Source organism: Pseudomonas sp. Mb7 (genome assembly GCF_054790525.1).
Genome location: NZ_CP186501.1, coordinates 4,136,547 through 4,158,200, shown reverse-complemented (window position 1 = coordinate 4,158,200; position 21,654 = coordinate 4,136,547). Strand labels below are relative to the sequence as shown.

The following is a 21,654-nucleotide window of genomic DNA, read 5'->3' as shown; positions in this document are numbered from 1 at the left end:
CCTCAGGCTTCGGCTTGGGCTTTGATCAGACGGTCGTACGCGTCCTGATCGAGCAATTTGCCGACAGCGGCGGCGTCGTTAGGCTGGAAGCGGAAGAACCAGCCTTCGCCCAGCGGATCTTCGTTGACCAGTTCCGGGGCGTCTACCAGCGCCGGGTTGACTGCCAGTACGTCGCCGTCGAGCGGCATGTACACGCCGCTGGCGGCTTTCACCGATTCCACGGTGGCGGCTTCGGCGCCCTTTTCGTAAGCCTGCAGCTCAGGCAGTTGCACGAACACCACGTCGCCCAAGGCGTTCTGCGCGAAAGCGGTGATGCCGACAGTAACGCTGCCGTCAGCTTCGGTGCGCAGCCATTCGTGATCTTCAGTAAAACGCAACTCGCTCATGGAAACTCCTCAGGGGGCCAGACTCGTCTGGTGGACGCGGTGGAATAGTCGGGCGCGAAGGCCCTTATTTATGAAGGGTTGATTAGCAAGAATGTGGCCAATGTTGATTTATCGTTATAAATCAATGAATTAAATATTGTGGGGGTCGAAGGTTCAGAGATGCCTGTAGCGAAATCGCTACAGCATGGAGCGAGGATAAAAGCTGAACGGGATCAAAGCCTTGCACAGCGGTGATCGGAGGTGTGTGTAGCGATATCGTTCCGCTGTAGCGCTTTCAGTACAGGTGGAGGTCGTTTTTGACGCGATTTCGAAATCACCCTCTAACCCTGTGGGAGCGAGCCTGCTCGCGAAGAGGGTGTGTCAGTCACTAATGATTCTGCTGATATACCGCTTTCGCGAGCAGGGGGGTATTTCCCGCAGGTGAATTTGTGGTGTTTTCAGGGTTTGTTGGGGATGCCGTATTTGCGCAGGCGATGGGCAATGGCCGTGTGCGAAGTTTGCAGGCGGCTGGCCAGTTGGCGGGTCGAGGGGTAGCTGACGTAGAGTTTTTCCAGCAGGGAACGCTCAAAAGCTTCGACCGCTTGCTCGAGGCTGTCGACATCGCTGTCGGTTTGCCGCGCCACCGAGGTGCCAGCAATGTCGAGATCGCCAATATCCACCAGGCTACTCTCGCAAATCGCCGCCGCGCGGAAAATCACGTTCTGCAATTGCCGCACATTGCCCGGCCAGCGATTGCCGAGCAGCGCCGGGTAAGTTCCTGGGGCGAGACGGCAGACCGGGCGCTGGATCTGCGCGCAGGCTTGCTGCATGAAATACCGCGCCAATAGCAAAATGTCTTGCCCGCGTTCACGCAGCGGTGGCACTTCTACGTTGAGCACGTTGAGGCGATAAAACAGGTCTTCGCGGAACAAGCCTTCGCTGACCATTTTTTCCAGATCGCGGTGGGTCGCGCTGAGGATGCGCACGTTGACCTTCACTTCGCGATCACCGCCCACGCGGCGGAAGCTGCCGTCGTTCAAGAAACGCAGCAGCTTGGCCTGCAAGTACGGCGACATCTCGCCGATCTCATCGAGAAACACCGTGCCCTGGTTGGCCAGTTCCATCAGCCCCGGTTTGCCGCCGCGCGCCGCGCCGGTAAAGGCGCCGGGGGCGTAGCCGAACAGTTCGCTTTCGGCGAGGTTCTCCGGTAGGGCCGCGCAGTTGAGGGCCAGAAACGGTGCACTGTGTCGCGCGCTGATGGCGTGGCAGGCGCGGGCGACCAGTTCTTTACCGGTGCCGGTTTCGCCTTGAATCAACAGCGGTGCATCAAGAGCGGCGACTCTTTGCGCGCGGGCCTTGAGCGTACGAATCGCCGGGGACTCGCCGAGCAGCGCATCGAAACCTTCGGCGTGGTCATGGTGCAGTGCCGAGAGTTGTTCGCCGATACGGTTCGGTTGATACAAGGTCAGCAGGGCGCCGGCGTCAGTGATCGGCGTGGCGTCGAGCAGCAAAGTCTGGCCGTTGACGGTGATCTCGCGCAGCGGCAGACGGAAGCCATGTTCGAGCAAGGTGTCGAGCAGCGCGGGATCATTGAACAGTTCCGCGACACTCTCGCCGGCCGGTTCGCGACCGTACAGCGCGATCAACGCCGGGTTGGCCAGCAGCACCTTGCCGGCACTGTCGAGGGCGAGCACCGGGTCGGTCATCGCCGCCAGCAACGCATCGAGCTGCAAATGCCGACGCTGGCCGGGGAGGATGTCGACCACGGTCACAGCCTCGACGCCGAGCACGCGGAACAGCGCATCTTTAAGCTCTTCGAGCACTTGCGGGCTCAAGGTCGGGGCATCGATGTAGACGTTGGGCGGGATCATCTCCACCGCATCCAGATTGAGATTGCGCCCACCGAGGATAGCCAGGACTTCCTGGGTGATGCCGACGCGGTCGATGAAGCTGACGTGGATACGCATGGGGCGGTTCAGTGATCTGCAGTGCGGAGGGTGGCAAGTATGCCTTAAATCAAAAACACCCTCATCGGAAACGCCGCCCGCCCAGCCCTCTCCCAGGGGGAGAGGGGGCCGACCGAGGTGTCTGAGGTTTGACATCGACCTGAAAGAACCAGTCGATTATGGATTCGGTAAAGCGAGTTCAGGTCGGCGTAACTCCGAAGCATCCCCCAATCAGTCCCCTCACCCCAGCCCCCTCCCGGAGGGAGAGGGGGCTGACCGAGGTGTCTGAGGTTTGACATCGACCTGAAAGAACCAGTCGATTATGGATTCGGTAAAGCAAGGTCAGGTCGGCGTAACTCTAGAGCATCCCCCAATCAGTCCCCTCTCCCTTTGGGAGAGGGCTAGGGTGAGGGGCTTTTGCGGGTTATTCGAAATGCTCAAGATTGACCGGGTCGCCGGACTTCATATCAAGTTGCTTGCGGATGTCTTCAAACATCATGTCGTAATGCTTGTGAACCGAGCCGATCTGGCTGTGCGTCTTGGGAATGCCGTACTTCTCGGCGATTTTCGTCACATTGTTGGCAAAGTTGTAGGCCTCCTCTTTGGGCAGGAAGAAGGTCTCTTTCATGTCCTTGCCCTGAAGGTTGCCATGCATCGTGAACTGGATGCCTTTGCCTTTTTGCGGATCGCTGAAGACTTCATAGTCGAGGTGCACGTTGTAACTGACGTCATCCGGCGTCAACGCGTGCCGCTCAATATGCAGATGACCGGGTTCAAACTGGGCCATGTTTTTCTCCTTTCAAGGCATGGGAGAAGGGCAGACCTCGGGCCTGCCCCCGGAGTTTCTAATTATCGGTAAGTGATGCCGGGCTTCGCAGTGGTCACGCGAGTACCGGCAGTGCCCTGGACAATCGCTTCGATGTCCGCCAGCGAACCGATCACCGCGACCTTGCCAGTATGGCGTGCAAATTCGCAGGCTGCCTGCACCTTCGGCCCCATCGAGCCGGCGGCGAAGCCGAGGCGTTCCAGCTCATCCGGGTGCGCTTCGGCAATGGCTTTCTGCGTCGGCTTGCCGTAATCGATGAACGCCGCGTTGACGTCCGTGGCGATCACCAGCAGGTCGGCTTCCAGTTGCTCGGCGAGCAGCGACGAGCACAGATCCTTGTCGATCACCGCCTCGATACCCTTGAGGTTACGGTTCTCGTCGTACATGGTCGGAATCCCGCCGCCACCGGCGCAGATGACGATGCTGCCCTTGTCCAGCAGCCACTTGATCGGGCGGATTTCGAAGATGCGTTTTGGCCGTGGGCTGGCGACCACGCGGCGGAACTTGTCGCCGTCCGGGGCAATCGCCCAGCCTTTTTCGGCGGCGAGTTTTTCTGCTTCAGCCTTGTCGTAGACCGGGCCGATCGGCTTGGTCGGGTTCTGGAAGGCCGGATCCTTGGCGTCGACTTCAACCTGGGTCAGCAGGGTGGCGAACGGCACTTCGAAGTCGAGCAGGTTGCCCAGTTCCTGTTCGATGATGTAGCCGATCATGCCTTCGGTTTCGGCACCGAGCACGTCCAGCGGGTAAGGGGTGACAGAGGTGTAGGCCGCCGCTTGCAGCGACAACAGGCCGACTTGCGGGCCATTGCCGTGGGCGATGACCAGTTGGTTGCCGGGATGGATCTTGGCGATTTGCTCGGTGGCGATGCGGATGTTGGCGCGCTGATTGTCAGCGGTCATCGGTTCACCACGGCGGAGCAGGGCGTTACCGCCCAGCGCTACGACGATACGCATAATGCATGTCCTTTTCGTGTTGATCGTTCCCACGCTCTGCGTGGGAATGCCGCCACGGACGCTCCGCGTCCGCTGTGACGCAGAGCGTCACGGGATGCATTCCCACGCAGGAGCGTGGGAACGATCATGGATCAGCAGTGGTTACAGATCAGCCAGGGTCGAGACCAGAATCGCCTTGATCGTGTGCATGCGGTTTTCCGCTTGCTCGAAGGCGATGCAGGCTGGCGACTCGAACACGTCGTCGGTCACTTCGATGCCGTTTTTCAGGTGCGGATACTGCTCGGCAATCTGTTTGCCGACCTTGGTATCGCTGTTGTGGAACGCCGGCAGGCAGTGCATGAACTTAGTGCGCGGGTTGCCGCTGGCTTTCATCAGTTCGGCGTTGACCTGGTACGGCAGCAGTTGCTGGATACGCTCGGCCCAGGCTTCCACCGGCTCGCCCATCGACACCCAAACGTCGGTGTGGATGAAGTCGACGCCTTTGACGGCGGCTTTCGGGTCTTCAGTCAGGGTGATACGTGCGCCACTTTCTTCCGCATATTTGTGGCAACGCTCGACCAGATCATCCAGTGGCCACAGCGCTTTCGGCGCACAGATACGCACGTCCATGCCGAGTTTGGCGCCGACCAGCAGCAGCGAGTTGCCCATGTTGTTGCGCGCATCGCCGAGGTAGGCGTAGCTGATTTCATGGATCGGCTTGTCGGCGTGTTCACGCATGGTCAGCACGTCGGCGATCATCTGAGTCGGGTGATATTCATCGGTCAGGCCGTTGAACACCGGCACACCGGCGAACTTGGCCAGCTCTTCGACGATTTCCTGTTTGAAGCCACGGTATTCGATGGCGTCGTACATGCGCCCCAGCACGCGGGCGGTGTCTTTCATGCTTTCTTTGTGGCCGATCTGCGACGAGTTCGGGTCGATGTAGGTGACGTTGGCGCCTTGGTCATAGGCCGCCACTTCGAACGCGCAACGGGTACGGGTCGAGGTTTTTTCGAAGATCAGGGCGATGTTGTTGCCCTTCAGGTGTTGTTGCTCGGTGCCGGTGTACTTGGCGCGCTTCAGATCGCGGGACAGGTCGAGCAGGTAACGCAGCTCACGTGGGGTGTGGTGTTCGAGGCTGAGCAGGTTACGGTTGTGAATGTTGAACGCCATGATGATTCTCCTTGGATTCGGTAATCGGCCCGGCCGCTACGGGGTGTGTGCGGCCGGGGAGATGGTCGTTTAGTAATCGATCGGGTCGCGGATGATCGGGCAGGTCATGCAGTGGCCACCGCCACGGCCTCGGCCCAGTTCACCGGCGCTGATGGTGATGACTTCCACGCCGGCCTTGCGCAGCAGGGTGTTGGTGTAGGTGTTGCGGTCGTAGCCGATGACCACGCCCGGCTCCACAGCCACCACGTTGTTGCCGTCGTCCCATTGCTCGCGTTCGGCGGCGAAGCTGTTGCCGCCGGTTTCCACCACGCGCAACTTCGGCAGGTTGAGGGCTTTGGCCACGGTGTCGAGGAAGGTTCCTTCTTCGCGGCGGATGTCGATGCCGCCCTGTTTGCTTTCGTCTGGTCGCAGGGTGAAGGCGACGATCTGGTTCACCACTTCCGGGAAAATTGTCACCAGGTCGCGGTCGCAGAAGCTGAACACGGTGTCCAGGTGCATCGCCGCGCGGGACTTCGGCAGGCCGGCAACGATGACTTTTTCCACGGCTTTGTTCTTGAACAGGTTCAGCGCCAGTTGACCGATGGCCTGACGCGATGAGCGTTCGCCCATGCCGATCAACACCACGCCGTTACCGATCGGCATCACGTCGCCGCCCTCAAGGGTAGAGCTGCCGTGATCCTTGTCCGGGTCGCCGTACCAGATCTCGAAATCGGCATTGGTGAACTGCGGGTGGAATTTGTAGATGGCGGTGGTCAGCAGGGTTTCCTGACGACGCGCTGGCCAGTACATCGGGTTCAGAGTCACGCCACCGTAGATCCAGCAAGTGGTGTCGCGGGTGAACTGGGTGTTCGGCAGCGGCGGCAGAATGAAGCTGGAGTGGCCGAGGAAGTCGCGGAACATCTGGATGGTCTTGCCGCCGAAACTGTCCGGCAGATCATCGGCGGACACGCCGCCAATCAGGAATTCGGCGATGTGCCGTGGCTCAAGGCTTTTCAGCCAGGATTTGACTTCGTTGATCAGGCCCAGGCCCACCGAGTCGGCGGTGACCTTGCGCTCGAGAATCCAGTCCAGTGCTTCCGGGATGGCAACGATGTCGGTCAGCAGGTTGTGCATTTCCAGCACGTCGATGCCGCGCTCACGCATTTTGGTGACGAAGTCGAAGTGGTCGCGCTTGGCCTGGGCCACCCAGAGCACGTCGTCGAACAGCAGTTCATCGCAGTTGTTCGGGGTCAGCCGCTGATGGGCCAGACCTGGGGAGCACACCATGACTTTGCGCAGTTTACCGGCTTCGGAGTGGACGCCGTACTTAACTTTTTCCGTGGTCATTTCAGATCCTCCAGATAACAAAACAATCAGGGATTACAGAGTCAGGAAGCCGTCGTAGAGACCGTAGGCAGCCACCAGGGCACCCACGACCACTGCGGCGAAAATCAACTTCTCGACGTTAGTGAAAATCGGTTGTTTGAGTTCCAGCTTGGCCTTGGCGAACAGGATCGCGCCGGGTGCGTAGAGCAGGGCCGAGAGCAGCAAGTACTTGACCCCGCCGGCATACAGCAGCCACACCGCATAGATCAGGGCGATGCCGCCGATAATCAGATCCTTGCGCCGTTCGGCCGCGAAGCCTTCGTAACTTTCACCGCGCACCGCCAGCAGCAGGGCGTAGGCCGCCGACCACAGGTACGGCACCAGGATCATCGAGGTGGCGAGGTAGATCAGCGACAGGTAAGTGCTGGCCGAGAACAGCGTGATGATCAGGAAAATCTGCACCATCGCGTTGGTCAGCCACAGGGCGTTGACCGGTACGTGGTTGGCGTTTTCCTTACGCAGGAACTCCGGCATGGTGTGGTCTTTGGCGGCGGCGAACATGATCTCCGCACACAGCAGCACCCACGACAGCAACGCCCCCAGCAAGGAGATGATCAGCCCGACGCTGATCAGCACCGCACCCCAGTGACCGACCACATGCTCAAGCACGGCGGCCATCGACGGGTTCTGCAGTTTCGCCAGTTCCGGTTGGGTCATGATGCCCAGCGACAGCACGTTCACCAGCACCAGGAACAACAGCACGGTGATGAAGCCGATCACGGTGGCTTTACCGACGTCCGAGCGTTTTTCGGCGCGGGCCGAGAAGATGCTCGCGCCCTCGATACCGATGAACACCCACACGGTGACCAACATCATGTTGCGCACCTGGTTCATCACACTGCCCAGATCCGGATTTTTGATGCCCCAGATGTCGGCGGTGAAGATGTCCAGTCTGAAAGCGAACACCGCGATCAACACGAACAGCAGCAACGGTACGACCTTGGCGACCGTGGTCACCAGGTTGATGAACGCCGCTTCCTTGATCCCGCGCAGCACCAGAAAGTGCACCGCCCACAGCAGCACCGAGGCGCCAATCACCGCAGCAACGGTGTTGCCCTCACCGAAAATCGGAAAGAAATAGCCGAGGGTGCTGAACAGCAGAACGAAGTAACCGACGTTACCCAGCCAGGCGCTGATCCAGTAACCCCAAGCGGACGAGAACCCCATGTAATCGCCAAATCCGGCCTTGGCGTAGGCGTAGACGCCGCCGTCCAGGTCAGGCTTGCGATTGGCGAGGGTCTGGAAGACAAAAGCGAGGGTGAGCATGCCGACAGCGGTGATGGCCCAACCGATAAGTACCGCACCGACGTCGGCGCTGGCGGCCATGTTTTGAGGCAAGGAGAATATCCCGCCACCGATCATTGAACCGACTACCAATGCAACCAGTGCACCTAGTCGTAGTTTTCCGGGAGCTTCAGACATTTGCATGACTCCATTGCAGGAGAGAAGAGATCACAGCGTAGTTCTGTTGTCTGTTCAAACAGCTGACTTAGATCAGTGCATGGTCACATTCCATTGTTAATGAATGACTTAGGCTTCGGCTGAAGGCATAAAGCTCCTGCCCGCAAGGCCCGTCCTAGAGGCGTTGTGGCTACATCTTTGGGAATGGCTATTATTACTTTCGAATTATCACGCTAGTTCTTTTTCAGCTTTTGGCAAATTTTCCGCCTCTGTTTTCAGTACAGAATTGATTTATCGGGATCAGCGCACAAAACTGTCTTAACGTGCTAGGCGTTAGCGTCATCCGCTATATATAAACAGGCGTTAATTGGCGTTACCTGATAAACGTCATCTACCTTTATCCGTTTAGTTAATCGTTGTTACAAATGCACGCTCACCACACTTCAAAGGGAAACTGAAATGTCGCAACCGACGCAAAAGCTGCGATTAGGCGCGTTGATCGCCCTGGTGGTGGGTTCGATGATTGGTGGGGGGATTTTCTCGCTGCCGCAGAACATGGCGGCACGCGCCGACGCCGGGGCGATCCTGATCGGTTGGGGGATTACCGCGATCGGCATGCTGACGCTGGCGTTCGTCTTTCAGACCCTGGCCAATCGCAAACCCGAGCTGGATTCCGGCGTATACGCCTACGCCAAGGCCGGGTTTGGCGACTACATGGGCTTCTCGTCGGCTTGGGGCTACTGGATTAGCGCCTGGCTGGGCAACGTCGGTTATTTCGTCCTGCTGTTCAGCACCCTCGGTTATTTCTTTCCGGTGTTCGGTCAGGGCAACACGCCAATCGCTATTGGCTGCGCGTCGGTGCTGCTGTGGGCCGTGCATTTTCTGGTGATGCGCGGGATCAAGGAGGCGGCGCTGATCAATCAACTGACCACGGTGGCCAAAGTCGTACCGCTGATCATGTTCATCGTTATCGCGGCGGTCGCATTCAAGGCTGACATTTTTACCCGCGACATCTGGGGCACCAGCAACCCGAACTTCGGCGGGGTGATGGATCAGGTGCGCAACATGATGCTGGTCACGGTGTTCGTGTTCATCGGCATCGAAGGTGCCAGTGTGTACTCGGCGCGGGCGGAGAAACGCAGCGACGTCGGCCGCGCCACGGTGATCGGTTTTATCGGCGTGCTGGCGCTGCTGGTGCTGGTCAACGTGCTGTCGCTGGGGATCATGAGCCAGCCGGAACTGGCGAATTTGCAGAACCCGTCACTGGCGGCGGTGCTCGAGCACATTGTCGGGCCGTGGGGCGCCTTGTTGATCAGCATTGGCCTGGCGATTTCCCTGCTCGGCGCGTTGTTGTCGTGGGCGCTGCTGTGTGCGGAGATTCTCTTTGCCACGGCGAAGGACAAGACCATGCCGGCGTTCCTGAAAAAGGAAAACAAGAATCACGTCCCGGTCAATGCGTTGTGGCTGACCAACGTGATGATCCAGATCTTCCTGTTGATCACGCTGTTTTCGGCGGGCACTTACACCAGTCTGATTTATCTGGCGTCGTCGATGATTCTGGTGCCGTACCTGTGGTCGGCGGCCTATGCAGTGCTGTTGAGCGGGCGTGGCGAAACCTATGAGCATGCCTCGGCAGAGCGCACCAAGGATTTGCTGATCGGCGGCATCGCGCTGGGGTATGCGGTGTGGTTGCTGTATGCCGGTGGGGTGAAGTATTTGCTGTTGTCGGCGTTGCTGTATGCGCCGGGGGTAATTTTGTTTGCCAAGGCTAAGCATGAACAGGGCGAGCCGTTGTTCACCCATATCGAGAAGGGCATTTTTACCTGCGTGGTTATCGGCGCGGGGCTGGCGGCGTATGGGTTGTACAGCGGTGTGCTGTCGTTGTGAGGTTGTCGCTTGCGTATCAGCCGCCGTATGACTGGGCGGCGATGTTGGGGTTTCTCGCGGCGCGGGCGGTGGTCGGGATGGAGGTTGTGGTCGATGGTGTGTATTCACGCAGCATCGGTTTGAACGGGCTTCATGGCACGGTTTCAATTTGGCCTGAGGCAGGGAATGCCTTGGCCGTTGAGCTGGATTTTCCTGATCCGTTGGTGGTGCCCGAGATCGTTGTCAGGTTGCGGCGGATGTTTGATCTGGATGCGGATCTGGCGGTGATGCATGCGCATCTGGCGAATGATCCGTTGCTGGCGCGGTTGATTGCCGAGCGTCCGGGATTACGGATTCCCGGGGCGTGGGATGGCTTGGAACTGGCCTTTCGCGCGGTGCTCGGGCAGCAGATTACCGTGGTTGCGGCGATTCGCCTGGCGGGGAAACTAGTGGCGCAATATGGCGCGCCGCTTGATTCCACCGTGCCCGGATTGACGCATGTATTTCCCGAGGCGCACGTATTGGCGGCGGCAGATCTGGCGGCGCTGGGCATGCCAAAGAGTCGCGGTCGGACGCTGTCGGGGGTGGCGCAGGCGTTGCTGGAAGAACCTTCATTGTTCGAGCCGAATCGCGAGGGTGGCGTGGCGCGGTTGTTGGCGTTGCATGGGGTTGGCGAGTGGACGGCGCAGTACATTGCGTTGCGGCAGTTGCAGGATATGGATGGGTTTCCCCATGGCGATGTCGGGTTGTTGCGAGCGCTGGAGGTGCTGGAAGGCGAGCGGCCGACAGCGCGGGAATTGGCTTTGCGCGCTGAGACCTGGCGGCCTTATCGAGGGTATGCGGCGCAGCTTTTGTGGACATCTTTGAGCCGGGCAGATTGAAACATCATCGATCGGCCTGAAATTGCAGCCCTCACCCCAGCCCTCTCCCGGAGGGAGAGGGGGCCGACCGAGGTGTCTTGCGCTGTCCATCGACCTGAAAGCCCGAGTCGATTATGGATTCAGCGCCAATCGATCAAGTCGGTGAATCTCTTCAATATCCCCCAATCAGTCCCCTCTCCCTCTGGGAGAGGGTTAGGGTGAGGGGCTTTTTAAGCCCACCGTGGTTGGTGAGAACCCAATTCCGTAGCCGGCAAAGCCCATTGAATAGATGTGCCGCTGATCTTCACCGGCACCTGCAAGCGATGCGCCGGGCCCCACGGGGTCTGTTCCAGAAATGAACCCTGATCCTGCTCATCTTCCGCCCGCAATGCCTCACTTGTCCCCGGCCCATGCTCGATCAACAACTTCGCCGTCCGCGCCAGCGACAACCGCGCCGAGCCACCGCGACCCGTGTTCAAACGCTCGGTCAACAGTCGAAGCGCACTCGCCGCCAGCAAATACCCCGTCGCATGATCCAGCGCCTGCACCGGCAACGGAGTCGGTTTGTCTGCCTGCTGCCAGCGCTGCCCGGCCTCGGCAATGCCGCTGCTCATCTGCACCAGGCTGTCAAAGCCTCGACGGTTCTGCCACGGGCCGTTCCAGCCGTAGGCGTTGAGGCCGACGTCGATCAGGCCCGGCGCGATTTGGCGACGGCGCTCAACGCCGAAACCAAGATTCTCCAGAGCATCAGCACGGTAACCGTGCAGCAGAATGTCGGCGTCTTTCAACAAATTCTCGAAAACTGCACGATCCGCCGGGTCGTGCAGATCCAGCCGCGCGCAACGTTTGCCGAGGGTCATTTCCGGAACGACACCAGGCTCATTCCAGGTCGGGGAATCGATGCGCAACACGTTGGCGCCAAGGCCAGCGAGAAAACGGCTGGCGGTGGGGCCGGCGAGCACGCGTGTCAGATCCAGCACCTTGATCCCGGCCAACGGTTGCGCCACCGAGCCTTGCCATGGTTGGGCGTTTTCATCTGGCGAATCGATGAAATGCACCAGCCGCTCGGCATTCACCGCCAGCCCCTGCGGATGCGTCTGCCACTGCACCCAACTGCGCATTTGCGCGGCACAACCCTTGGCCTCGACCACCGCTTGCTCCAGATCCGTACTCGCCCATTGCGCGACTTTGGCAGCCATCGCTCCACGGTCGGCGCAGGCACCAAGCACGCGTTCAGCGGCGGCGCGGTGATGCGGGGCATTGGTGTGCAGGCGGATCCAGCCATCGCGGGTCTGATAATCGCCAGCGACGGGATCCCACAGTGGCGGGACTTGCCAGCCGATGGGACGGATTGATGTGGCGAACCAGAACGAGGCCAATCGACGATCGACTTCAACGACAGGTCGCTGACCGGTCTGCTGCCGGAGCAATTCGCTGACGGTCTGACCGGCCGCTGCGATGCTGGCGCAGGCAAGCTCAGTGACGGCGAACGCCGAGGGCAGGGCGCCTCGGTCGGTGAACGGAATCGGCGTGTGCGACAAACCGAGTTCGGCTTGAATGGACGTGAGTAAATCAGTCATCGAAGGCCCTCCGGAGCGAGAGGGCGATGATAGTGCAAAAGAATGTCGGGTCAGATGAAATCCCCGATTGCAGGGTTGCCACTTGACCCTGTGGGAGCTGGCTTGCCAGCGATAGCGGAGTGTCAGTCAACAATGTACTGACTGATGTGCCGTCATCGCTGGCAAGCCAGCTCCCACAAGGTTTTGTGGTGGATTGAGTGGCGGGGTCAGACGCGGAACTGATCCATCAACTTCATCTGCTGACTGGCCAGGGCATTGAGCTGGCTGCTGATCGCCGCCGACTCAGTGGCTTGTTCAGTCAATGTTTCGGTAACGGTGCGAATCGCCGAGACATTGCGATTGACCTCTTCGGCCACCGCACTCTGCTGCTCAGCCGCACTGGCAATCTGCAGGTTCATGTCACTGATCACCGTCACCGCGTCGCTGATTTTGCCCAGCGCATCCACCGCCTGACGAATCTGCCCGGCGTTGTTGTGCGCTTGGGTCTGGCTCGAATGCATGGTCGCGACCACGCCACGGGTGCCGGTTTGAATGCGCTCGATGACGATGCGGATTTCCTCCACTGAATCCTGCGTGCGCTTGGCGAGGTTGCGTACCTCGTCGGCAACCACGGCGAAACCACGGCCGCTCTCACCGGCGCGAGCCGCTTCGATCGCTGCGTTGAGGGCGAGCAGGTTGGTCTGTTCGGCGATGCTGCGTATCACCTCCAGCACCGAGCCGATCTGCTCGCTGTTGACTGCCAACGCTTCAACTTCGGTCACGGCTTTGCTGACTTCGTCGGCCAGTTGATTGATGTCGCGGGTACTGCGCTCGATGATCGACATGCCGTCCTTGGCCGACTGATCGGCACCTTTCGCGGCATTGGCCGCGTTGGAGGCGCTGTTGGCGACGTCGTGGGCGGTGGCGCTCATTTCGTTGGAGGCGGTGGCGACCTGGTCGATCTCGCGGAATTGCACCTGCATGCCTTCACTGGTCTGGCGGGCGATTTCCGAAGACTGGTCGGCGGTGCCACGGGCTTCGGTGATGCTCTGTTTGATCTGCGCGATGGTCGGTTGCAGCTTGTCGAGGAAACGGTTGAACCAGTTCACCAGTTCGCCCAGTTCATCTTGTTTGCTGTAGTTCAGGCGCTGGGTCAGATCGCCTTCGCCGCTGGCAATGTTCTTCAGCATCTCAGCGACGCTGTTGATCGGCCGGGTGACGCCGGACGCGGTCAGCCAGATCAGCAGCAGGCCAACCAGACCGGCGACTACAGCAACCAGCAGCGCCGTGATCACACCGGTTTCCTGAGCATCATCGAGCACCGCTTGCAGCTTGACCGAGTCAGCCAGCAGTACTTGTTTCGGCAAGTCGATGACCACGCCCCAGGCGCGCGAGTTACCAATTGGATCGACTGGGTAAACGGCGCGAATCAAATCACCTTGTTCAAGAATCTTCGGTGTGCCGGAGGTCAGCAGTTGCAGCACATCCTTGCCATCGGCGCCGAGGGTGTCGCTGATTTTCTTGCCGACCTTGGTCGCGTCGGAACTGTCGGCAGCGAGCACGCCGCTGCCAGAGACGATCAGCATGTGCCCGGCGTTGTTGAACAGATTGCGCTGGGAATCCACGGCCGCCGCTTGCAGGGCGTCGAGGGCGATGTCGACACCGACCACGCCGATGGCTTTACCGTCGACGATCAGGGGGACGGAAATGGTCGTCATGAGCATTTCCTTGCCACCGACAGTGTCGGCATACGGGTCGAGCAGGCAGGTGCGCTTGGCATCGCGAGGGCAGGTGTACCAGCTGTTGTACGGCGTGCCGCTGACGCTGAGGGTGGTTTTGGTCAGGTCTTCTTCGACCATGATGGTGTTCAGCGAGGCGCCGCCAGCGCGGCTCCAGTAGGTGGCCAAACGTCCGGCTTCGTTGGACTGGCGAGCGGCGTCGTTGGCGAATTCGCTGTCCTTGCCGTCGAGGCCGTTGGGTTCGAAGGCGAGCCAGATACCGAGCACTTTGTCGTTGCGCTCGAAGGCGGTTTTCAGGCTCAGGTTCAACTCTTCACGCAAGGCGCCGGCGTCCAGCGAACGCTTGGCGGCCATGACGCGCATGTCCTTGATCTGGTCAGCCACGGCCGTGATCACCGTCAGGCTTTCGCCGAAGGTTTTCTGCACCCGCACGGCTTGTTCGGCGGCTTTGGCTTGCAACAGATTTTGCACACTGGCGGTGAGCAATTTATTGCTGGAGTTACTGACCAGTTCGTCGTTCTGGTTGGTCTGGTAGATGTTCATGCCGACGATCAGCGCGACCACACCGAGCAGGCACAGACCGGAGAGCAGGACGATTTTCAGGCGAATGGACAGAGCGTCGAACATGGGGCGATCTCGCGAATGAATAAACGGGTGGCATTCGGGCAGGAGCTACCCGGTTCGCCAAATCCATTCAGCGCCATTCAATGCTCATCGGCGTGGAAGCAGAGGTCATGAGGCGCGTGCCGACGGACGGTCAGCGCTAAACGTTTGCGCAGGAGAAAGTGCTGAAAAAGCGAATAATTACAGGGATGTTTCAGTGTGAAGACGTTGTGGGTTCAAGCAGGGATGGCTTCCGGTCGCGACCAGATCCACAGATTACCCAGGCTCATCCCGGCAATCGCCAGATAGACCGGCCAGCCGTGGTCGAGCATCACCAGCATCAAGGTTGCGCAGAGCAACATGCTCACCGTCGCGCTGACCTTGGCCTTGCGCGCGATGATCTTGCCGTTGCGCCAGTTGCTGAGGATCGGCCCGAACAAACGATGGTTTTCCAGCCAGGCACTCAGGCGCGGCGAGCTGCGAGTCGCGGCCCAGGCGGCGAGAAGGATGAACTCGGTGGTCGGCAGGCCGGGCACGACAATGGCGATCAGGCCGATGCCGAGGCTGACGTAGGCCAAGAGGCCGAACAGCACGCGGGCGAGTTTCGAGGAGGCGGGTTGCGGCATGGGCTCGGGATTGCTGTGAGGCGAGATGGGGATCTTACAGATTTGTGAAGATCCCTGTGGGAGCTGGCTTGCCAGCGATAGCGGTCGATCAGTGACTACAAAGTTGACTGACATACCGCCATCGCTGGCAAGCCAGCTCCCACAGGGTTTTGTGGTGTGTCGGGAATCAGGCAGGTTCGGCTTCGGTGGCGTAAGCCTGTTCCAGCAGCACGGTAAAGCGGTTGAACGCGTCGATCGCGCCTTGCTCGACTTCGGCTTCTTCCTCGGCAGTGAACTGCAGCGAATCGAGGGTGCGCACGAAGCTTTTCCAGCCTTCGGCACGGCCACCTTCAGGCTCGCCGAGGTGACGGGCGCCAAAGGTTTCGCTCAGCTCCAGCGCCACCGCGCGTTTGATCAGGAACGCCGCACCGAGCTTCGAACCTTCGGAGACAAAGATCCAGCCCAGTGCGCGAGCCTTGCTCGGATTTTTCACTGCGCCTGCGACCGCTGCCGGTACTTCAGTGTCGAGATCGGCGAGGTCAGCCTTGGCCGCTTCGGCGCGGCAACGGGCCGGCAGATCCGGGACGATGGCGGTCAGTTCGGCGTCGTTATACAGATCGACCAGTTCCGACTGGAACAGGTACTGCGCGACGACAAAACGGGCGAAATTGGCGCGGGTCTCGAACGGCGCGTGGGCTTTGACCAGGGCGTCGAGCTTGTTGTGCGGCTCGTGGGTGATCTGGTTCAGGCGTTGTGAACGCAGGGCTTTTTCCGAAGTGGTCATGACATGTCCTTGATAAAAGAGGCGCTTGATAACGAGACGAACAAGGCGACGTGCAAGCGTAAAAAAACCTCACGGCGCGGTGACTGAACACGCGCAGTGAGGTTGGCCGGATCAGATGTCCCAGATCAGATTGATCGCGAAGTTGCGACCCGGTTGGGTCAGGCGATCGAGGTTGGCCGGTTGCGTCACCGAGGCTTCGCCGACGCTGTCGTAACCGCGCACGTCATCCCAGAGCCAGTATTTCTTGTCGGTCAGGTTGTAGATGCCGCCGCTGACGGTGACGTCGTCGGTGACTTTGTAATAACCGGCCAGATCAAGAATGCCGAAGCCCGGGGTTTTGAATTGGCTGCTGACGCCATCCGGCGACTTGAAGTTACTGTCGTCGACGCGATCCTTTTTCTTCACCAAGGTCCAGCTCAGCAGGCCGCCGTAGTTGTCCTGGTCGTAACCCAGACCGAACACGCCGGTCAGCGGGTTGACGCTGTTGATCGGCTCGCCGTTGTCGTTGTTGCGACCGTAGGCGTAGGCAATCGAGCCTTGGGTGTAGAGGCCTTGCGGCGCGCCAAACGCATCCAGGTTCAGGCGACCTTTGACTTCCGCACCCTTGATGGTGGCGTGCTTGATGTTGGCCGACTGGAAGGTCAGCTCGTTGCGTCCCGGGGTCACAGCGTCTTCGTTGATGAAGTCGCGATACTTGTTATAGAACACCGCCACGTCGAACGAGCCGTGTTCGAAGTTGCCGCGCAGACCGGTTTCATAGCTTTTGCTTTTTTCCGGTTCGAGGTCCGGGTTCGGCGCCACGCTGTAGCCGGTGGTGGTGTTTTCGAAGCGACCGTACAGGGCTTTCGCGGTCGGTGTGCGGAAACCTTCAGCGTACTGACCGTACCAGGTGTAATTCTCGGACAGGGCGTAGGTCAGGCCGAATTTCGGCGAGACTTTGTGCCAGGTCTTGTTCTCGTCGCTGACCGTGCCTTGGCCGTCCGCCGCCACGGTGTTGAGGAATTCCTGAGTGATGTGCGGCTTGAGCTGGGTGTAGTCGTAGCGCAGGCCCGGCAGGAAGGTCCAGCTGTTCCAGCTGATCTGATCCTGAGCGAACAAGCTGTAGGTGTTGATAGTCGGGTCCGGGAAGTCGGTGGCCTTGGCCAACACGTCAGCGGTGCTGGTTGCGCCGATCGCGGTGCAGCCGCGACCGACGGCCAGGCAAGTGCCGTCGCCGCTGCGCGAACCGGTGACTTTCTGTTGCTTGATGGTGGTGCCGTAAGTCAGTACGTGATCGGTGTTTCCAATGGCGAACGCCTTGTCCAGTTGCGCATCGAAGACCCATTGTTTCTCTTCGTAAATGGTGTCGCGAGTACGCAGCACCTTACGAGTGATCGGGTAGTAGAACTCGGTGGTGCTCTGGTCGGTCTTGGCGATCTGATGGTTGAGGCTCCACTTCACGTTGTCGACCAGCAGGCTGTCGAGGGCGAACGAGTGTTCGATGCCGAAACGCTCACGGGTGATGGTGTCGTTACCGGTGCGCCACTGGTACATGCCGCCGGGCAGCACGCTGTTGGGGATGGTCGGCGCGCCGTTGAAGTACGGGCCGCCGTAAGCGCTTTTCTGATCGGTGTCGCGATCATCCTTGTACTTTTCGTAGGTCAGGCCCAGACGCGAATCGTCGTTGTAGTTCCAGCCGATCTTGGCCAGCACGTTGTAGGCGTTGACGTCTTCCGGGTTGGCGGCGGTGCGCTCAAGGCCAGTGCCATTGTTGCTGCCGTAGGAATCGGTCTCGTGCCCGTCGCGCTGGCTGTAGTGCAGCAAACCGTCGAACTGGTCGGCGCGGCCGGCAACGGTAGCGGACTTCAGCCAGCTGTCATCGGCGGAGCTGTAACCGGTTTTCAGGCGCGCACCGACGTCTTTGCCCGGCTTGATGATGTCGTCGGCATCAAGGGTGTAGTAGCTGACGGCGCCGCCGATGGCGTTGCTGCCGTACAGCACCGAGGCCGGGCCACGGAGAATTTCCACGCGTTTGACGATTTCCGGATCGACGTAGTTGCGCTGGGTCTTGGCGTACGGGCCGTTGAAGAAACCGTCCGGCACTTCGACGCCGTCAACCTGAGTCAGGATGCGGTCGCCGTCGATGCCGCGAATGTTATAGCCGCTGATGCCGCCACGCTGACCGGCGCCGCCGACGGACACACCCGGCTCGTAGCGGACCAGATCCTTGATGGTGTTGACATTGTTGCGGTCCAGATCCTGACGGGTCTGCACGGTGACGGTGGCCGGCACGCTGTTGACCGACTGCTCCTGACGGGTGGCGCTGATGGTCACCTGATCCAGATTGAGCGTGCCGCTGGCGTTGCGCTTTTCCAGCACGACGTTGTTGTTGCTGATTTTGCGGAAGCTCAGGTTGGTCCCCACCAACAGGCGCTCCAGGGCTTTTTCGGGTGGCAGCGAGCCACGCACGCCCGGCGACGACACGCCCTGACCCAGTTCTGCCGGCAAGCCGACTTGCCAACCGGTCACGGCGGTGAAGGCATTGAGCGCCGACACCAGCGGCTGCTGGCCGATGGCGAACGAGTAATCGCCCATGTTGCGCGTCGGTTGCTCGGTGGCCGCCATCAGCGGCGCAGTGCCCGCCATCAGGATGGCCGCTGTCAGCAGCGACAGTACGCGGGAAGGGGAAGAAGTCTGGCGGGTAAGGCGTGAGGACATCGATAGCGCTCCGTGTCGCACGAATCTTTATAGGTGCTGATTGACTCGCTTGTTGCGAATCAATTGCATTGGCTATAACGAGACGTACTAACGTTGGCTATCGAGTAAAAATAATTCTCATTTAGTTCAGGATGACCAGGGCGGGGAATTCTTTCAGTTGCGCCGAGGTGATCTGAGCGAGGGAGCGGACCACGTCGAGCGGCTGGTCGAGACGGTAATTGCCGGTTACGGCGACGTCGGCCAACTGCTCGTTGTTGTTGATGATCCAGCCCGGGTAGTAGCGGCGCAATTCGGCCAGCACCTGATTCAGCGGGCAGTTCTCGAACACCAGTCGGCCCTGGACCCAGGCCAGGTCCGTGTTGGCATCGAGTTTGGCCGGGCGGTCGAAACCGTTGGGGCCGATACGAATACTCTCACCCGCCGTCAGACGCACGCGAGCGTCGTTATGCGTCGCCTGCAGATCGACATCGCCGCGCTGCACGTTGACCTGCGCCACGCCATCGAGATAACGCACGGCAAATGCGGTATCGCGCACGCTGGCGCGAACCGGACCGGCGTCGATTTCCAAGGGTTGGCTGCGGCCACTGGCAATCTCGAAAAACGCTTCGCCCTGGTATAGCCGCGCGACACGTTTTTGATCGTTGATGGTGCTGGAGAATGCAGAATTGGTATTGAGCAGGACTTTCGAACCGTCCTCCAGTTGCAGGCGCTGACGCTCGCCAACCACCGTGAGGTGATCGGCCTGAAGGCGCATCGGCAAATTGCTGAAACTGAACAAACCGAGGATCAGCACGGCGGCAGTGGCCAGTGGTTTCCAGTGCGGACGCAGACGCTTGAGAAAAGTGACCTTCGCAGGTTTGGCCGCCAGGCTTTGCGCGCATTGGGCGACTTGCGGACCATCCCAGATCGCCTGGGCCTTGGCGAACGCTTCGGCATTCAACGGATCGGCCGCCAGCCAGGCATGAAATTGCCGGGTCTGCTCCTCGTCCGGGCTGCCGAGCACGATGAGCCAGTCCAGAGCCTGGTCCATTGCGTTTGCAGCGTCCTGCACCGAATCCGGCGAAGGCGAGCGGTGGGTGTCCGTCACGGTGTTTCCTCGGGCTTCTGGCGAAGCAGTTTCTAGCGTCAAGCTGCAAGCCAGATGCGTGTACTGCTTTTCGTTTTTACTTGGAGCTTGAAGCTTACAGCTTGCCGCTGCTGTCGTGTCGTTCGGCGACGCCGATACAAATGCTCATGATCAGCTTCAGTTCTTTCTGCACGGTGCTGAGGGAAACATTCAGCTCGTCGGCGATTTCCTGATAACTGTTCCCGTGCAAACGGCTGAGGATGAAAATCTGCTGCTGGCGGGGGCTGAGTTGACTGAGGCTCACGTTCAGGCGCTCCAGCATCTGTTCGGCGTGGGCGGCATCTTCGGCGCTGCTGGCAGGGGCGGCAATGCTGTGCACGACATCCTGCGGCACGTCATCGACCATGGTCCGCGAATGGATCTTGCGCGCACGCAAATGATCCAGCGCAAGATTGCGTGCGGTCTGGAAGACAAAAGGTTCGAGGTGATCAATGGCCCGCTCGCTCAACGCCCGCGTCACACGCAGGTAGGTCTCCTGCAACAGGTCTTCAGCGGTGCTGTGATTGTTGACCATCCGTTCCAGCGTTCGCAGCAAGGATGTGCGCTGGGTGAGGAAGACGTGGTTGAAGCGCGATTGACTCACGGGAGGACCTGATCGATTTCAAGCGAATGATAATGCTTATCATCTAGTTGAATGGTCAAGCCCTGATTTTAAATACAGCACAAAACCCTGTAGGAGTGAGCCTGCTCGCGATAGCGGTAGATCAGCTACAACATCTGTGACTGACAGATAGCAATCGCGAGCAGGCTCACTCCTACAAGGGATACGGGATTTACTCCGCGTTACACAGCGCCAGGCAGTTATCCAGCATGCGGTTGGAGAAGCCCCACTCATTGTCATACCAGGCCAGCACTTTCAGCAGTTTGCCGCTGGCTTTGGTGTGGTTGGCGTCGAAGATCGACGACAGCGGGTTGTGGTTGAAGTCGCTGGACACCAGCGGCAAGGTGTTGAAACCGAGAATCTTCGAGTGCTGGCTCGCGGACTTCATCAGCGCGTTGACTTCCTCGGCGCTGGCTTCTTTTTTCAGCTGTACGGTCAGGTCCACCAGCGACACATTGATCACCGGCACGCGCACGGCCATGCCGGTCAGTTTGCCCGCCAGTTCCGGCAGCACCAGGCCCACTGCTTCAGCAGCGCCGGTCTTGCTCGGGATCATGTTCTGCGTGGCCGAACGCGCGCGGTACGGGTCGGTGTGATAGACGTCGGTGAGGTTCTGGTCGTTGGTGTAGGCGTGAATGGTGGTCATCAGACCGCTTTCAATGCCCAGCTCGCGGTGCAGCACTTGCGCCACTGGCGCCAGGCAGTTGGTGGTGCACGAAGCGTTGGAGATGATCTGGTGCGACTGGCGCAGAATGTCGTGGTTCACACCATAAACCACAGTGGCGTCGGCACCTTTGGCCGGGGCCGAAATGATCACTTTGCGCGCGCCGGCAGTAATATGCGCGGCCGCTTTGGTGCGATCGGTAAAGAGACCGGTGCATTCGAACACCACATCAATCTTTTCCGCCGCCCATGGCAATTCGGCCGGGTTGCGAATCGCGCTGACCGCAATGCGGTCGCCGTTGACGGTCAGACTTTCGTTGTCATGCTCGACCTGAGCGTCGAACGTGCCGTGAACGGTGTCGTATTTGAGCAGATGAGCATTGATCGAGCTGTCGCCCAGATCATTGATGGCGACGATCTGCAGATCCTGTCGATAGCCTTGGGTATACAGTGCGCGCAGGACATTACGGCCGATGCGGCCAAAACCATTGATTGCGATTCGAAGAGTCATGGAACAGCGCCGCCGTCGTTTTGTTGTTGGAA

The 21,654-nt window shown here is 59.7% G+C and carries 17 protein-coding genes and 1 pseudogene; 2 read left to right on the top strand and 16 right to left on the bottom strand.

From position 1 onward, the window contains the following. Positions 1-2: 2 nt before the first annotated feature. From gcvH to arcD (ACOYXH_RS18725), 7 genes are all read right to left on the bottom strand, one after another. On the bottom strand, positions 3-386 hold the full coding sequence (gene gcvH / locus ACOYXH_RS18755) for a glycine cleavage system protein GcvH (protein ID WP_095126188.1): 384 nt from the start codon (positions 384-386) through the stop codon (positions 3-5). 437 nt (positions 387-823) lie between these two features. After that, positions 824-2,332 (bottom strand): sigma-54-dependent transcriptional regulator, encoded by a 1,509-nt coding sequence (locus tag ACOYXH_RS18750; RefSeq protein ID WP_007908048.1) that lies wholly within the window; start codon positions 2,330-2,332, stop codon positions 824-826. 403 nt (positions 2,333-2,735) lie between these two features. Then, a complete protein-coding gene (locus tag ACOYXH_RS18745) occupies positions 2,736-3,098 on the bottom strand; it encodes a DUF5064 family protein (RefSeq protein WP_095048204.1) in 363 nt (120 codons plus the stop codon). 62 nt (positions 3,099-3,160) lie between these two features. Next, complete coding sequence (gene arcC / locus ACOYXH_RS18740) at positions 3,161-4,090, bottom strand: carbamate kinase (protein ID WP_034153407.1); 930 nt, start codon at positions 4,088-4,090, stop codon at positions 3,161-3,163. Positions 4,091-4,231: 141 nt separating this feature from the next. After that, positions 4,232-5,242 carry an ornithine carbamoyltransferase gene (locus tag ACOYXH_RS18735; RefSeq protein ID WP_008086805.1) on the bottom strand — a complete coding sequence of 337 codons (1,011 nt, stop codon included), beginning with the start codon at positions 5,240-5,242 and terminating at the stop codon, positions 4,232-4,234. A gap of 69 nt (positions 5,243-5,311) precedes the next feature. Next, the gene (gene arcA / locus ACOYXH_RS18730; protein WP_095048203.1) at positions 5,312-6,568 is read right to left on the bottom strand and encodes an arginine deiminase; all 1,257 of its coding nucleotides are present in this window, start codon (positions 6,566-6,568) and stop codon (positions 5,312-5,314) included. Between the two features lie 33 nt (positions 6,569-6,601). Then, positions 6,602-8,029 carry an arginine-ornithine antiporter gene (gene arcD, locus ACOYXH_RS18725; RefSeq protein ID WP_095048202.1) on the bottom strand — a complete coding sequence of 476 codons (1,428 nt, stop codon included), beginning with the start codon at positions 8,027-8,029 and terminating at the stop codon, positions 6,602-6,604. A 438-nt stretch (positions 8,030-8,467) separates the two neighbouring features. On the opposite strand from arcD (ACOYXH_RS18725), the gene arcD (ACOYXH_RS18720) reads away from it, so the two are divergent. Further along, positions 8,468-9,895, top strand: coding sequence for an arginine-ornithine antiporter (gene arcD, locus ACOYXH_RS18720; RefSeq protein WP_095048201.1), 1,428 nt, complete (start codon positions 8,468-8,470; stop codon positions 9,893-9,895). After that, positions 9,892-10,755, top strand: coding sequence for a DNA-3-methyladenine glycosylase family protein (locus ACOYXH_RS18715; RefSeq protein WP_220556897.1), 864 nt, complete (start codon positions 9,892-9,894; stop codon positions 10,753-10,755). The genes arcD (ACOYXH_RS18720) and ACOYXH_RS18715 overlap by 4 nt, the downstream gene beginning before the upstream one ends. Before the next feature lie 209 nt (positions 10,756-10,964). Here ACOYXH_RS18715 and ACOYXH_RS18710 read toward each other — a convergent pair whose 3' ends face one another. From ACOYXH_RS18710 to gap, 9 genes and pseudogenes are all read right to left on the bottom strand, one after another. Then, the gene (locus ACOYXH_RS18710) at positions 10,965-12,314 is read right to left on the bottom strand and encodes a CoA transferase (RefSeq protein WP_460409868.1); all 1,350 of its coding nucleotides are present in this window, start codon (positions 12,312-12,314) and stop codon (positions 10,965-10,967) included. A gap of 206 nt (positions 12,315-12,520) precedes the next feature. Continuing rightward, entirely contained in the window at positions 12,521-13,276 is a 756-nt protein-coding gene (locus tag ACOYXH_RS18705; RefSeq protein ID WP_400507418.1) for a methyl-accepting chemotaxis protein, read from the bottom strand. Between the two features lie 102 nt (positions 13,277-13,378). After that, a pseudogene (locus ACOYXH_RS18700) lies at positions 13,379-14,386 on the bottom strand (methyl-accepting chemotaxis protein); the annotation flags it as partial. 485 nt (positions 14,387-14,871) lie between these two features. After that, positions 14,872-15,261: a YbaN family protein gene (locus ACOYXH_RS18695; protein WP_095048197.1), complete on the bottom strand. Its 390-nt coding sequence runs from the start codon at positions 15,259-15,261 to the stop codon at positions 14,872-14,874. Between the two features lie 166 nt (positions 15,262-15,427). Next, entirely contained in the window at positions 15,428-16,024 is a 597-nt protein-coding gene (locus tag ACOYXH_RS18690; protein WP_095048196.1) for a biliverdin-producing heme oxygenase, read from the bottom strand. 111 nt (positions 16,025-16,135) lie between these two features. Continuing rightward, entirely contained in the window at positions 16,136-18,721 is a 2,586-nt protein-coding gene (locus tag ACOYXH_RS18685; RefSeq protein ID WP_460409867.1) for a TonB-dependent receptor, read from the bottom strand. Between the two features lie 121 nt (positions 18,722-18,842). Next, on the bottom strand, positions 18,843-19,808 hold the full coding sequence (locus ACOYXH_RS18680) for a FecR family protein (protein ID WP_095048194.1): 966 nt from the start codon (positions 19,806-19,808) through the stop codon (positions 18,843-18,845). Positions 19,809-19,902: 94 nt separating this feature from the next. Then, entirely contained in the window at positions 19,903-20,430 is a 528-nt protein-coding gene (locus tag ACOYXH_RS18675; RefSeq protein WP_064391734.1) for an RNA polymerase sigma factor, read from the bottom strand. Positions 20,431-20,620: 190 nt separating this feature from the next. Continuing rightward, on the bottom strand, positions 20,621-21,622 hold the full coding sequence (gap, locus tag ACOYXH_RS18670; RefSeq protein ID WP_460409866.1) for a type I glyceraldehyde-3-phosphate dehydrogenase: 1,002 nt from the start codon (positions 21,620-21,622) through the stop codon (positions 20,621-20,623). Between the last annotated feature and the right edge of the window lie 32 nt (positions 21,623-21,654).